We start from the raw sequence: 13,399 nt of genomic DNA, 5'->3' as shown, positions 1-13,399 counted from the left end.
AGATGGCATGAGCACAGAAGGACAGGGAAGAAGCCACTGGTTCGACGACGAGGCCGGACCGGTGGTCCGTCCGTACGCCATGACACGCGGCCGCACCACAAGTGTCGGCCAGCACCGTCTCGACCTCATCGCGGTCGTCGTGGCCGAACCCCACGCGGACGATCCCGAAGGGGACCAGTCGCTGTCCCCGGAGCACGTGGACATCGTCGACCTGTGCCGGGACACCCCCCAGTCGGTCGCCGAGCTGTCCTCCGAACTCGACCTGCCCGTCGGGGTCGTACGGGTCCTGATCGGTGACCTCGTCGACTCCGAGTGGGTCCATGTGAACCGGCCGGTGCCGCCCGCCGAGCTCCCTGACGAAAGCATCCTGCGCGATGTGATCAACGGTCTGAGGGCCCTGTGACCGACCCTCCGGCCCGCGCCTGAACGACAACCCCAGCAAGCAGGAGAAAAAGACCAATGATCTTCGGGCGTTCTGAGCGCGGAAAGGCCCCGGTCGAGCCCGTCACGCTCAAGATCCTGGTGGCCGGCGGCTTCGGCGTGGGCAAGACCACGCTCGTGGGCGCGGTCAGCGAGATCAGGCCGCTGCGCACCGAGGAACTGCTCACCGAGGCAGGCCGCCCGGTCGACGACATCAGCGGCGTGGAGAGCAAGCGCACCACGACCGTCGCCATGGACTTCGGCCGCATCACCCTGCGCGAGGACCTGGTGCTCTACCTGTTCGGCACGCCGGGACAGGAGCGGTTCTGGTTCATGTGGGACGAGCTCTCCGAGGGCGCCCTCGGAGCCGTCGTGCTCGCCGACACCCGCCGCCTGGAGGACTGCTTCGCCGCCGTCGACTACTTCGAGCGGCGCTCCATCCCCTTCCTCGTGGGCGTCAACTGCTTCGAGGGGGCGATCCGTTACCCCGAGGAGGACGTACGGCAGGCCCTCGACCTCGACGAGGACGTACCGGTCGTGCTGTGCGACGCCCGGGACAAGCAGTCGGTCAAGGAGGTCCTCGTGGGCGTCGTCCAGCACGCGATGGCCTTCTCGGCACGCCACCGCCGACCGGTCACCACCTGAAGCGCCGGCGCGGCACTTGAGGCACCGGCGCGGCCCCTCGTGCGCGGGTGCGGCCCGAACCCCCGCCGACAGGGGTACGGGCCGCGGCTCGACGGCCCCACACGCGTGTGCCTAGTTCTCGCCGTCCTCCTCCCAGCCGAAGCTCTTCTCCACGGCCTTGCGCCAGTTGTGGTACTGGCGGTCCCGGACGGACGCCTCCATGTCCGGCGTCCACTCGACGTCCTTCTGCCAGTGGGACTTCAGCTCGTCGAGGTCGTTCCACACGCCCGTGGCGAGCCCGGCCGCGTACGCGGCGCCCAGACACGTGGTCTCGGAGACCTTCGGCCGGACCACGGGCACGTCAAGGACATCGGCCTGGTGCTGCATCAGCAGGTTGTTCTTGGTCATGCCGCCGTCGACCTTCAGGGTGGTGATCTGCACCCCGGAGTCCTGGTACATGGCGTCCACGACCTCGCGCGTCTGCCAGCTCGTCGCCTCCAGTACGGCCCGCGCGAGATGCGCCTTGGTGACGTACCGGGTGAGCCCCGTGACGACCCCGCGCGCGTCCGAGCGCCAATAGGGCGCGAACAGACCGGAGAAGGCCGGCACGATGTACGCGCCGCCGTTGTCCTCGACGCTCGCCGCCAGAGGCTCGATCTCATCGGCGGTACGGATGATGCCGAGCTGGTCGCGGAACCACTGCACCAGGGCGCCCGTGATGGCGATCGACCCCTCCAGACAGTAGACCGGCGCCTCGGAGCCGATCTTGTACCCCATGGTCGTCAGCAGCCCGTTCTTCGACGGCACCGGCCGGCTGCCGGTGTTGAGCAGCAGGAAGGAACCCGTGCCGTACGTGTTCTTCGCCGTGCCCACGTCGTAGCAGGCCTGCCCGAACACCGCGGCCTGCTGGTCGCCCAGCGCGGACGCCACGGGCACGCCCGCGAGTTGGCCGACGGCGGTGCCGTAGACCTCGGCGGACGACCTGATCTCGGGGAGCACGGCGTCCGGCACGTTCATGGCGGACAGGATCGACTGGTCCCACTGGAGGGTCTCCAGGTTCATCAGCATGGTCCGCCCGGCGTTGGTCACGTCGGTGACGTGCCGGCCGCCGTCCGTGCCGCCGGTGAGGTTCCAGATCAGCCACGAGTCGATCGTGCCGAAGGCGATCTCGCCGTTCTCGGCCCGCGCACGCAGCCCCGGCACATTGTCCAGCAGCCAGGCCGCCTTCGGGCCGGAGAAGTAGGTGGCCAGCGGCAGCCCGGTCTGCTCGCGGAACCGGTCCTGACCGTCCGAGCCGCCCAGTTGGTTGGTCAGGGCCGCGGTGCGGGTGTCCTGCCACACGATCGCGTTGTGCACGGGCTTGCCGGTGGCGCGGTCCCACAGGACCGTCGTCTCCCGCTGGTTGGTGATGCCGAGCGCGCTGAGCTGGTCGGCACGGAGCCCGGCCTTGGCGATCGCGCCGGCGACCACGGCCTGCACCTTGGACCAGATCTCGGTGGCGTCGTGCTCCACCCAGCCGGGCTTGGGGAAGATCTGGCGGTGCTCGCGCTGGTCGACGGCCACGATCGCGCCGTCCTGGTTGAAGATGATGCAGCGGCTGGAGGTGGTGCCCTGGTCGATAGCGGCGACGAACTTGTCCGTCATGACGTCCCCTTCGTCGGTTCCTGCACAAGGCGTGTTCTGTAGGCCGGTGTTGCGGAGGGTCGGTGTCCGGGTCGGTGTCTCAGAAGGCAGCGTTGAAGATCACCCCGGACAGCGCCCCGCCGATCAGCGGTCCCACCACCGGTATCCACGCATAACCCCAGTCCGAGGTCCCCTTGTTGGGGATCGGCAGCAGGGCGTGGACGATACGCGGGCCCAGGTCACGGGCCGGGTTGATGGCGTATCCGGTGGGCCCGCCGAGCGACAGACCGATGCCGACCACCAGGAACGCGACGACCAGGACCGCGGTACCCGACTCGCCGAGCCCCTTGGTGAGCCCGAAGGCCAGGATCGGCAGCACCAGACCGACGGTCGCGATGATCTCCGTGATCAGGTTCGCCACGGGATTGCGGATCGCGGGCCCGGTGGAGAAGATCCCGAGCGTGGGCTGGGCGATCTCCTCCTCGGCGTTGGCCTGGAACTGCGCGTAGTAGGTCAGCCAGCACAGGACCGCCCCGAGCATGGCGCCCACCATCTGCCCGGCGATGTAGATCGGTACCTGGTCCCAGTCCCCGGTGTCGACGGCGATCCCGAGGGTCACGGCGGGGTTGAGATGCCCGCCGGACAGCGGGGCCGCGGTGTACGCCCCGGCCAGCACGCCGAAGCCCCAGCCGAAGGCGATGACGACCCAGCCGGCGTCCTTCGCCTTGGAGTAGTTGAGTACGACGGCGGCTACCACACCGGCGCCGAAGAGGATCAGAATCGCCGTACCGATGACCTCACCGAGGAATACGTCTCCGTTGCTCATGGCGGCTCCTAGGCCCTGGCCCGGGACGGTCCCGCCCCGGTCCTCCTCCGTGCAGGGGTTGCGGTTCCCTTGGCGAACTGCCGAGGGCAGGGAGGATCCCGCGCCCCGCCCGGCGTCCGCGACGAGCGTGCCGTCGCGGCCGAATCGCCCGTGGGGGGTTCGGGCCTTGGCTCGTGGGGGGCCCGCGCGGCGTGGTGCCTGGAACGCCGAGAATGTACGGCGATGTCGACCGACACCGGAAGTGTTCACCGGGCCCCGGGGGGCGTCAAGGTCGCCGACGGCAACGGTTGCAACGCCCGCCCGCCCGGCCTCGACGACGGAAGGTGGAACCACCCTCCGGCCTGCCCGGCACCTCGCCGGCCCTCACGCAGCGTGAACGCGGTCCCTCGGTCACCGCACCGCCATCACCGCCGACCCGTGCCCGAACAGCCCCTGGTTCGCGGTGATCCCCACGCGCGCGTGCTCCACCTGCCGTTGGCCCGCGTCGCCCCGCAACTGCCACGTGAGCTCGCACACCTGGGCGATCGCCTGGGCCGGGACCGCCTCGCCGAAGGAGGCGAGCCCGCCGCTCATGTTGACGGGTATGCGCCCGCCCGCCGCCGTGGCCCCCTCGCGCAGGAGCTTCGCGCCCTCGCCCTCCCCGCACAGACCGAGGTCCTCGTACCACTGCAGTTCGAGCGCGGTGGAGAGGTCGTACACCTCGGCGAGCGAGAGATCCTCCGGCCCGATGCCGGCCTCCTGGTAGGCGGCGTGCGCGATCGACCCACGGAAAGTCCGCTCGGCCGGCTCGACCGCCGCCGCGGAGTCCGTAGCGATGTCCGGCAGATCCAGCACGGTGTTCGGATACGTCGGCGTCACCGTCGACACCGCCCTGATCCGCACGGACGCGGTGGCACCCCGCCGACGCGCGAACTCCATGCTGGAGAGCACCAGCGCCGCCCCGCCGTCCGACGTGGCGCAGATGTCGAGCAGCCGCAGCGGATCGGCCACCACCGCCGAGGCCGCGACCTCGTCCGCGGTGACCCGCTTCCGGTAGCGCGCGTTCGGATTCAGCGCGCCCATCGCGGAGTTCTTCACCTTGACCTGCGCGAAGTCCTCGGGAGTGTCTCCGTGCACGGCCATCCGCCGCCGCGCGTACAGCCCGAAATAGGTGGGGTTGGTGGCCCCGAGCACCCGGAACCGCAGCCAGTCCGGATCGTCGGGCCGGTCGCCGCCGGCAGGCCGGAAGAAACCCTTGGGAGCCGCGTCGGCGCCCACCACCAGCACCACGTCGGCGAGGCCCGCGAGGATCTGCGCCCGCGCGGCGGCGACCGCCTGCGCCCCGGACGCGCACGCCGCGTAGACACTGGCGACCCGGGCCCCCTGCCAGCCCAGCGCCTTGGCGAAGGTCGCCCCCGCCACATAGCCCGGATAACCGCCCCGCACGGTGTCCGCGCCGACGATCGAACCGACGTCCCGCCACTCCAGACCCGCGTCGGCCAGCGCCGCGCGGGCCGCCACCACGCCGTACTCGACGAAACCGCGCCCCCACTTGCCCCACGGGTGCATGCCCGCGCCGAGCACCGCCACCTCTCCCGTCATACCGTCACCCCCGTCGGCCGCCACCGCCATGTCGTGAACACCGTTTCCCCGTCCTCATGCAGGACACCGGGGACGACCTCCACCTCCGCCCCCACCGTCAGATCGGCGACGGTGACCCCGGGAACGGCCTGCCCCAGCACCACGATCCGCTCCGCGGCCAGCTCCACAGCGATCAACGTGTACGGCTCCCACGGAAGTTCCGGATCGGTCACATAGGGTGACGGCGGCCGGTACCGGCTGTCCGTGTAGGACCAGACCCGCCCGCGCCGCGAAAGGGGAATCTCCGCCAGCTCGCCACCGACGCATCCGGGGTTGCGGCAATGGCCGTCCTCGCGCGGGAAGAACACCGAGGCGCAGGCGGAGCAGCGGGTCCCGAGAAGCGTGAAGTCGTCTCCGTCACCGGTGAACCATCCGGTGACCACTGGTGTACGCGTGCGTGCCAACGTCCCTCCCCGGAGCAGATCTGACGGACGGCATCTGACGGATCGTCAGAAGTGTCGCACGGGCGGCCGCGAAGAGGCAGGGGGCCCAGCGGAATCGAGGCCACCGGTGATCGGATACAGTCCGCCGCGTGTCCGAAACTCTGCACTCCATCCCCAACTCCGCGCCCGGCTCCCACTGTTCGAGCTGCGGAGCGCCCTACGGAGAGGGCGTCGCGGGCTGGCCCCGCACCTGTCCCGTCTGCGCCACCGTGGCCTACCGCAACCCCCTGCCGGTCGCCGTCGCGCTCCAGCCCGTGTACGACACCCAGGGCACCGCCCTCGTCGTCATCACCCGGACCGTCGCCCCCGCGCGCGGAGGCATCGCCCTGCCCGGCGGCTTCGTCGACGACCGCGAGGACTGGCGGCACGCCCTGGTCCGCGAACTGAGGGAAGAGACCGGCATCGAGGCGGCGAGCCGCGACGTACGGCTCGTCGACGCGCTCAGCTCGCCCGACGGCCACCTGCTCCTGTTCGGGGTGCTGCCGGAGCGCCCCGCCGACGGCCTCCCGCAGTCCGCCGCCACGAACGAGACGGAGGGCTGGCACCTCCTGCGCCGGCCCGAGGAACTTGCCTTCCCCCTGCACACCGTGGCCGTCCGGGCCTGGTTCGAGGGCCGCTACGTCTGAGACTCAGCGCGCCCCGAGCCCGCGCAGCCGCACCGGGAGGGACGGCGCGCTCACGCCGTCCTCACCCTCCCGCTGAACGACCACCTTCCGGCCCTGCCAGCGGGCGACGTAGCGTTCGATCTCCGGTTCGTCCCACCCGTCGCCCGCGTCCACCACGACCAGTCCGCCCCCGCTCCGGCCCCGGGCGGGCGCCCACACCTCCAGTTCGAGACCGCCGTCGGCGCCCCGTACCGGAAGGACGGCACCCGCGCGCGCGAGCACCGGGATCCGCGACAGCGGGGCGTCGACGAGCACCTGCCCCGGTCCGTCGTACGCCTGCTCGGTCGTCGTGTCGTACCAGCGCCCGCGCGGCAACTGGACCGCCCGCCGGTCGCCGCCCGGATCGAGCACCGGGGCCACCAGCAGGCTGTCGCCGAGCAGGAAGGCGTCCTCGCAGTCCCGCAGGGCGCGGTCCTCGGGCGCGGACCACCACAAGGGCCGTACGTAGGGCGCCCCGGTACGGCGGGCCAACTGCGCGAGCGTCATGAAGTACGGCAGCAGCCGCCGGCGTTCCACGAGCGCCACACGCGCGTGCTCCAGCACCTCGGCCCCGAACTCCCAGGGCTCCCTGCGGCCCGCCCGCAGACTCGCGTGCGTACGGAACAGCGGCATATAGGCGCCCAGTTGGAACCAGCGCAGATACAGCTCGGGCGACGGGCTCCCGTCGAAGCCGCCCACGTCCGGCCCCGAGTACGGCACCCCGCACAGCCCGAGCCCCATCACGAGGGACAGCGAGGCCCGCAGACCGGGCCAGCCGGTGGCCACGTCACCGGACCAGGTGCCGCCGTAGCGCTGCATGCCGGCCCAGCCGGAGCGCGAGAACAGGAAGGGCCGCTCGTCCGGCACGAGGGCGCGCAGCCCCTCATAGCCGGCCCGGGCCATGCACAGGGCGTAGACGTTGTGCGCCTCCCGGTGGTCGCCGCCCCTGCCCTCGAGGGCGTGCCGGGCCGAGCGCGGCAGCGTGGACTCCCCGAAGGCGGTGAACGACGTGGGCTCGTTCATGTCGTGCCAGAAGCCAGCGAAGCCCGCCGTGAGCCGCTCCTGGTAGAGACGGCCCCACCACTCACGCACGCGCGCGCGTGTGAAGTCCGGATAGACCGCCTCCCCGGGCCACACGACCCCCTCCACGAGTTGTCCGGCCGCGTCCTTCACGAAGGCGTCCTCGGCCGTCCCGCTGTCGAACACCGCGTTGCCCGGCGCCGCCTTGACCGCGGGGTCCACGATCGACACCAGCCGGATCCCGTCCCGCAGCAGCTCCCCGGCCAGTTGGGGCAGCTTGGGGAAGCGCTCCTGGTCCACCGTGAACACCTGGTGCTCGTCCAAGTGGTCGATGTCCAGATGGACGGCGTCGAGCGGCAGACCGCGCTCCTGGTACCCGGCGACGATCCGGCGCACCTCCTGCTCGCTGCCGAAGCCCCAGCGGGCGTGATGATGGCCGAGCGCCCACGACGGCGGCAGGGCGGGCGCACCGGTGAGGGAGGCCCACGCGAGCAGCACGCGCGCGGGGGTGCCCACCATCACCCAGCAGCGCAGCGGACCGCCGTCCATCCGCAGCTCGGAGGTCCCGACCCGGTCGTGCCCGGACCCCGCACCCTCCTCGCCCTCGTGGAGGGTCACGGTGCCGTCCCAGGAGGTGTCGTGGAACACGAGATGGGTGGTGACGTCGGCGACGACCAGCTGCACCGGCATCGTGACGTACAGCGGGTCGTCGCCCGGCCCGAAGGCCCGGCCCGGATCGGTGTTCCACAGCCGGTACTTGCCGTCCCGCAGCCGCGGCCCCGACGCCCGGCCCCCGAGCCCGAAGAACCGCGCGTCGGCGGCCACCTCGGACCGCTGCATCCAGCGCGCCGTACCGCCCTCCACCGGCTCCCACCACCGGGGCGGCAGATCCCGGCGCACGGTCACCCCACCGGGCGTACGCACCTCGACCGCGCCGTGCCGCGACACCACCACGGTCGCCCGCTCGGACACAACCCGCCAGCCGTCGTCCTTGTCCGGCTCGAGGACCGCACGGGGATCCGGCTCCGGGCAGCGGCCCGCCAGCGCGTACGACGGCTCGGGTCCGGCCCCGTCCCAGCCCCAGAAGACCGCCCCGTTCACCGCGACCGTGATCCGCAGCTCGGACCGGGCGAACCGGACGACACCCCCGCCGGGCCCAGGCTCGGCGCTCTGCACCGGCCCCGGCACCCGGGCCCGCTCGGCCCCCCGGGCCGGCAGCCCCGCGGCGTCGGTACGCCGCCTGCGCCACGCCGCCCGCACGGTACGCAACCCCTGGGGCGACCCCGCAGAGCCGACCGCCTTCACCGAACGCACCAGGTCACGACCGTTCATGCTGTTCACCCTGCCACTCACTGCCCCACACGCGTGTGCCGTTCAACTTCCGTTCACCCGTGCCGGGACCACATCTTCACGACACGGACTATGTGGGCCGCACCCTGGCGTAGAAGTTGATCACATGGCATCGTCCCTGTCAGCCGCGTCACGCGCACACCCCTTGCCCGTGCGCGGGAGACGCACACGACGCGCAGAGTCCGGGAGCCGCCCCATGTCGACCGTGAACCCCCAGCCGCTCTGGCAGCCAGATCCGCAGCGCATCGCCCGGTCCCAGGTCACCAGGTTCCAGGCATGGGCGGCCGAGCACCACGGCGCCCCGGCCGACGGCGGCTACGCGGCCCTGCACCGCTGGTCGGTGGACGAGCTGGAGACGTTCTGGAAGGCCGTCACCCAGTGGTTCGACGTCCGGTTCTCGACCCCCTACGCGCGCGTGCTGGGCGACCGCTCGATGCCCGGCGCCGAGTGGTTCCCCGGAGCCACCCTCAACTACGCCGAGCACGCCCTGCGCGCCGCCGACACCCGCGCGGACGAACCGGCCCTCCTGTACGTCGACGAGACCCATGAGCCGCGCCCGGTGACCTGGTCCGAGCTGCGCCGCCAGGTCGGCTCCCTGGCCGCCGAGCTGCGGGCCCTCGGCGTGCGGCCGGGAGACCGTGTCAGCGGCTACCTCCCGAACATCCCGGAAGCAGTGGTCGCCCTCCTCGCCACGGCCGCCGTCGGCGCCGTCTGGACCTCCTGCGCCCCCGACTTCGGCGCCCGCAGCGTCCTGGACCGCTTCCAGCAGGTCGAACCGGTGATCCTGTTCACCGTCGACGGCTACCGCTACGGCGGCAAGGAGCACGACCGCCGCGACACCGTCGCCGAACTCCGCCGCGAACTGCCCTCCCTGCGCGCCGTCGTCCACATCCCGCTCCTCGGCACCCAAGCCCCCGAAGGCGCCCTGGAGTGGTCGGCCCTCACGAGCACGGACACCGAACCGGTCTTCGAACAGGTGCCCTTCGCGCACCCCCTCTGGGTGCTGTACTCCTCGGGCACGACCGGCCTCCCCAAGGCCATCGTCCAGTCCCAGGGCGGCATCCTCGTCGAACACCTCAAACAGCTCGGCCTGCACTGCGACCTGGGCCCAGAGGACCGTTTCTTCTGGTACACGTCCACCGGCTGGATGATGTGGAACTTCCTCGTCTCCGGCCTCCTCACCGGCACGACCGTCGTCCTCTACGACGGCAGCCCCGGCTACCCCGACACCGGCGCCCAGTGGCGCGTCGCCGAACGCACGGGCGCCACCCTCTACGGCACCTCCGCCGCGTACGTCATGGCCTGCCGCAAGGCCGACGTGCACCCGGGACGCGACTTCGACCTCTCCAAGGTGCGGTGCGTGGCCACCACCGGCTCACCGCTCCCGCCCGACGGCTTCCGCTGGCTGCACGACGAGGTCCGCGAGGACCTGTGGATCGCCTCCGTCAGCGGCGGCACGGACGTGTGCTCCTGCTTCGCGGGCGCCGTACCGACCCTGCCCGTGTACATCGGCGAACTCCAGGCCCCCGGCCTCGGCACCGACCTCCAGTCCTGGGACCCCAGCGGCGAACCGCTCATCGACGAGGTCGGCGAACTCGTCGTCACCAACCCCATGCCCTCGATGCCGATCCACTTCTGGAACGACCCCGACGGCAGCCGCTACCACGACAGCTACTTCGACACCTACCCCGATGTGTGGCGCCACGGCGACTGGATCACCGTCACCTCGCGCGGCTCGGTCGTCATCCACGGCCGCTCCGACTCGACGCTCAACCGCCAGGGCGTCCGCATGGGCTCCGCCGACATCTACGAGGCCGTGGAGCGACTCCCCGAGATCAAGGAATCCCTGGTCATCGGCATCGAACAGTCCGACGGCGGCTACTGGATGCCGCTCTTCGTGCACCTGACCCCCGGAGCCGTCCTCGACCAGGCACTCCTGGACCGCATCAAGCGGACCATCCGCGAGAACCTCTCACCCCGCCACATCCCCGACGAGGTCATCGAGGTCCCCGGCATCCCGCACACCCTCACCGGAAAGCGCATCGAGGTCCCCGTCAAACGCCTCCTCCAGGGCACCCCCCTGGAAAAGGCCGTCAACGCCGGCTCCATCGACAACCTCGACCTGCTCCACTTCTACGAGAACCTGGCCCGCAAACGCGCCTGACCCGGCGGATCAACCACCGTACGTGGCCTCGGACTCACCCAGCACACGGGCGAAGTCCGAGGCCAGCCGCGCCGCGTCGGCCGCCTCCAGCTCGGCGACCGTGATCCGCACCCCAGGACCGGACGACAGCCGGAACCGGGCCCCGGCCGCGACCCACCAGCCGTGCGACCGCAGTCCGTTCACCACCGCCGACTCGTCCCGGACCGGCACCCACACGTTCATCCCGCTCACCCCGTGCGCCTCGATGCCCCGCTCACCGAGCTCCCGCACCAGTCCGCTCCGGCGCACGGCATAGGTCTCCCGCGCACGAGCCACCAACGCGCGCGTGCCCTCGTCCACGAGCAGCCCGAACACCGTCTCCTGGAGCAGATGACTGACCCAACCGGAGGTCAGCAACAGCCGCCCGTCGTGCCGCGCCAGCGTGATCGGGTCACAGGCCGCGGCCGCCCACCGCAGGTCCGTCCCCAGGAACTTGCTCACCGTCCGCACATGCACCCAGCGCGACAGCCCCCCGCCGGCCAGCGTCCACAGCGGCGCGTCGGCGACGGCCGAGGCGTGATCGTTCTCCACGACCAGCACCTCGGGATGCTCCCGGAGCACACCGAGCAGCGCGTCCCGACGCTCCACGGAAAAGCGACCGCCGTACGGATTCTGCGCCCGAGGACTGCATACGACAGCGCGCGCACCGCCCCGCAGCGCATCGCGCAGGGCATCGGGCCGCACCCCCTCGTCGTCGACCGCCACGGGAACCATGCGCAGCCCCGATGCCGTGACCAGGTCCAGCAGATGGTGGTACCCGGGATCCTCCATCGCGACGACGTCCCCGGGCCGCAACTCCACGGAGAGCAGCCGCCCGACCAGATCCAGCGCCCCATGAGCGAAGGTCACCTGCTCCACAGGCACCCCGTCGGACCCCAGCCACTCGCGTACGACATCCTCGAGCCGCGCCAGCCGAGGCGCCGACCGGTGCGAGCGAGCCCCGGGGGAGAGCCTGGACGGCGGCACCAGAGCGGGAAGCAGCCGCGGATCGGGATGACCGCCCGCCAAGTCCCGCAGCCCCTCGGGCACTTTGGGCGGCCGCCGTGACGCCACGGCCGGCGCCGATGCCACCACGGTCCCACCCCGCCCCCGGGTGACCACGATCCCGCGCTGCCGCAGCTCCTTGTACGCCGTCGCGACGGTCCCCGGACTCACCCCCAGCCCGTCCGCGAGCCGCCGCACCGGAGGCAGCGCGACCCCGGGCGCCAAGGAGCCGTCGGCCACGGCCCGTTCGACGGACGCGGCAATTCCCTTGGCCGTCGTACCACTGATCCCATATTGTGTTGCCACGTTGCACAGTATGTATCAGTACATAAATGAAAAGCAAGGAGACAGGGGGAGCGGTGCATCCGACACGGCGCACGGCAGCATGGTCGAGAAGCATTCCCGGCGGGCGCGACGGACGAAGAATGCTCGTCATCGCGCTCGTCGACCGCGTCGGCAGCGGCCTGTGGGCCTCCGTGTCGGTCCTCTACTTCACCTACGTCTCCGATCTCTCCCTCGCCGAGGTCGGCACGCTCGCCGCGGCCGCGGGCGCCGTCGGCATCGCGGGCGCCCCTCTGGGCGGCAAGCTCGCCGACCGCTTCCCGATCACCCGGATCCTGCTGATCGTCCAGCTCCTGCGCGCCCTGGCCTCCTGCGCCCTGCTCACCACCGACCACTACGCCCTGCTCATCGCCTTCTCGGCGGTCGGCAGCCTCGGAGACCGCGCCGCGAGCATCCTCACCAAGCTGTACGCCACCCGCGTCGCCGGCCCCGACCGCGTCCGCTACCAGGCATTCCACCGGACGATCGCCAACGCGGGCTGGGCCCTGGGCGGCCTCGCCGCGGCAGCGGCCCTGGCGCTCGGCGCGACCAGCGCCTACCAGTGGCTCCTGGCCGGCGACGCACTGTCCTTCGTTGTCTCGGCACTCCTCACCCTGCGCTGCGGCGAACCCGCCTCCCCGTCCCGCACGGTCACCGGTTCGAAGCACACGACCCTCACCACCAGACCGGCGAACCCCTGGCGCGACCGCACCTACCTCGCCTACGTCGCCACCGAGACCGTGCTCTTCCTCGACGACGCCATGTTCAAGGTCGGCCTGCCCCTGTGGATCGCCCACGCGAGCAACGCACCGAACGGACTGGCACCCCTCCTGATGGTCCTCAACAACGTCATGGTCGTGGCCCTCCAGGTCCCGCTCGCCCGCTTCGGCACCACCACGGCCGCCGCCCGGAACCTCCTGCTCCCGCTCTCCCTCGCCTTCGGCCTGGGCGGCCTCGCCATGGCACTCGCGGCCACCGGCGGAGCCGTCACCGCCACACTGCTCCTCACCGCCGCGGCAGCCGCCTTCACCACGGCCGAGATGCTCCACGCCACCATCTCCTGGGAACTCTCCGTAGCACTCGCCCCCGACACCGCCCAGGGCGCCTACCTCGGCGTCCACGGCCTGGCCCAGTCCGTCCAGCGCACCTTCGGCCCACTCGCGGTCACGGCGGCCATCGCCACCGGCCCCGCAGGCTGGGCCACCTTCGGCACAGCCATCGCCCTGACCTGCGCAATTCAGCACCGCGTGATCCGGGCACGCCTCGCCCGGACGCCGTTGTCAGTGCCGCCGGTTACTGTGAGTGAGCATTGATCGACTGC

General features: G+C 71.5%; 11 protein-coding genes. 5 read left to right on the top strand and 6 right to left on the bottom strand.

Translation table 11 applies throughout. The features are described 5' to 3' along the window. Positions 1 to 7: 7 nt before the first annotated feature. Together AC2XR2_RS07060 and AC2XR2_RS07055 are read left to right on the top strand one after the other, a co-directional pair. Positions 8 to 403 carry a DUF742 domain-containing protein gene (locus AC2XR2_RS07060; protein WP_330268262.1) on the top strand — a complete coding sequence of 132 codons (396 nt, stop codon included), beginning with the start codon at positions 8 to 10 and terminating at the stop codon, positions 401 to 403. A gap of 56 nt (positions 404 to 459) precedes the next feature. Continuing rightward, complete coding sequence (locus tag AC2XR2_RS07055) at positions 460 to 1,065, top strand: GTP-binding protein (protein ID WP_381304576.1); 606 nt, start codon at positions 460 to 462, stop codon at positions 1,063 to 1,065. Between the two features lie 111 nt (positions 1,066 to 1,176). Here AC2XR2_RS07055 and glpK read toward each other — a convergent pair whose 3' ends face one another. From glpK to AC2XR2_RS07035, 4 genes are all read right to left on the bottom strand, one after another. Then, complete coding sequence (glpK, locus tag AC2XR2_RS07050) at positions 1,177 to 2,688, bottom strand: glycerol kinase GlpK (protein ID WP_381304573.1); 1,512 nt, start codon at positions 2,686 to 2,688, stop codon at positions 1,177 to 1,179. A gap of 79 nt (positions 2,689 to 2,767) precedes the next feature. After that, entirely contained in the window at positions 2,768 to 3,493 is a 726-nt protein-coding gene (locus tag AC2XR2_RS07045; RefSeq protein WP_330268265.1) for an MIP/aquaporin family protein, read from the bottom strand. Positions 3,494 to 3,883: 390 nt separating this feature from the next. After that, on the bottom strand, positions 3,884 to 5,074 hold the full coding sequence (locus AC2XR2_RS07040; RefSeq protein WP_381304568.1) for a lipid-transfer protein: 1,191 nt from the start codon (positions 5,072 to 5,074) through the stop codon (positions 3,884 to 3,886). Further along, entirely contained in the window at positions 5,071 to 5,496 is a 426-nt protein-coding gene (locus AC2XR2_RS07035) for a Zn-ribbon domain-containing OB-fold protein (RefSeq protein ID WP_381304620.1), read from the bottom strand. The genes AC2XR2_RS07040 and AC2XR2_RS07035 overlap by 4 nt, the downstream gene beginning before the upstream one ends. Positions 5,497 to 5,645: 149 nt before the next feature. On the opposite strand from AC2XR2_RS07035, the gene AC2XR2_RS07030 reads away from it, so the two are divergent. Next, positions 5,646 to 6,182, top strand: coding sequence for an NUDIX domain-containing protein (locus AC2XR2_RS07030; protein WP_381304565.1), 537 nt, complete (start codon positions 5,646 to 5,648; stop codon positions 6,180 to 6,182). Between the two features lie 3 nt (positions 6,183 to 6,185). Here the strand turns inward: AC2XR2_RS07030 and AC2XR2_RS07025 are convergent, their stop codons facing one another. After that, positions 6,186 to 8,552, bottom strand: a complete 2,367-nt coding sequence (locus AC2XR2_RS07025) for a glycoside hydrolase family 31 protein (RefSeq protein WP_491514593.1) — start codon at positions 8,550 to 8,552, stop codon at positions 6,186 to 6,188. 214 nt (positions 8,553 to 8,766) lie between these two features. Between AC2XR2_RS07025 and AC2XR2_RS07020 the strand changes: the two genes are divergently transcribed. After that, entirely contained in the window at positions 8,767 to 10,734 is a 1,968-nt protein-coding gene (locus tag AC2XR2_RS07020) for an acetoacetate--CoA ligase (RefSeq protein ID WP_491514592.1), read from the top strand. Between the two features lie 9 nt (positions 10,735 to 10,743). On the opposite strand, the gene AC2XR2_RS07015 is transcribed toward AC2XR2_RS07020, so the two are convergent. Further along, positions 10,744 to 12,063, bottom strand: a complete 1,320-nt coding sequence (locus AC2XR2_RS07015; RefSeq protein WP_491514591.1) for an aminotransferase class I/II-fold pyridoxal phosphate-dependent enzyme — start codon at positions 12,061 to 12,063, stop codon at positions 10,744 to 10,746. A gap of 119 nt (positions 12,064 to 12,182) precedes the next feature. Between AC2XR2_RS07015 and AC2XR2_RS07010 the strand changes: the two genes are divergently transcribed. Then, positions 12,183 to 13,391 carry an MFS transporter gene (locus AC2XR2_RS07010; protein WP_491514590.1) on the top strand — a complete coding sequence of 403 codons (1,209 nt, stop codon included), beginning with the start codon at positions 12,183 to 12,185 and terminating at the stop codon, positions 13,389 to 13,391. Positions 13,392 to 13,399: the final 8 nt, after the last annotated feature.

The organism is Streptomyces sp. LS-MS-L19 (assembly GCF_058382285.1).
The sequence above is the reverse complement of the archived record's forward strand: the minus strand, read 5'-3'. Positions and strand labels throughout refer to the sequence as shown.

Bases quoted from the DNA above. Each gene is read 5' to 3' on its own strand.
- AC2XR2_RS07060 (WP_330268262.1), top strand. From the start codon at position 8: ATGAGCACAGAAGGACAGGGAAGAAGCCACTGGTTCGACGACGAGGCC.
- AC2XR2_RS07055 (WP_381304576.1), top strand. From the start codon at position 460: ATGATCTTCGGGCGTTCTGAGCGCGGAAAGGCCCCGGTCGAGCCCGTC.
- glpK (WP_381304573.1), bottom strand. From the start codon at position 2,688: ATGACGGACAAGTTCGTCGCCGCTATCGACCAGGGCACCACCTCCAGC.
- AC2XR2_RS07045 (WP_330268265.1), bottom strand. From the start codon at position 3,493: ATGAGCAACGGAGACGTATTCCTCGGTGAGGTCATCGGTACGGCGATT.
- AC2XR2_RS07040 (WP_381304568.1), bottom strand. From the start codon at position 5,074: ATGACGGGAGAGGTGGCGGTGCTCGGCGCGGGCATGCACCCGTGGGGC.
- AC2XR2_RS07025 (WP_491514593.1), bottom strand. From the start codon at position 8,552: ATGAACGGTCGTGACCTGGTGCGTTCGGTGAAGGCGGTCGGCTCTGCG.
- AC2XR2_RS07020 (WP_491514592.1), top strand. From the start codon at position 8,767: ATGTCGACCGTGAACCCCCAGCCGCTCTGGCAGCCAGATCCGCAGCGC.
- AC2XR2_RS07010 (WP_491514590.1), top strand. From the start codon at position 12,183: ATGCTCGTCATCGCGCTCGTCGACCGCGTCGGCAGCGGCCTGTGGGCC.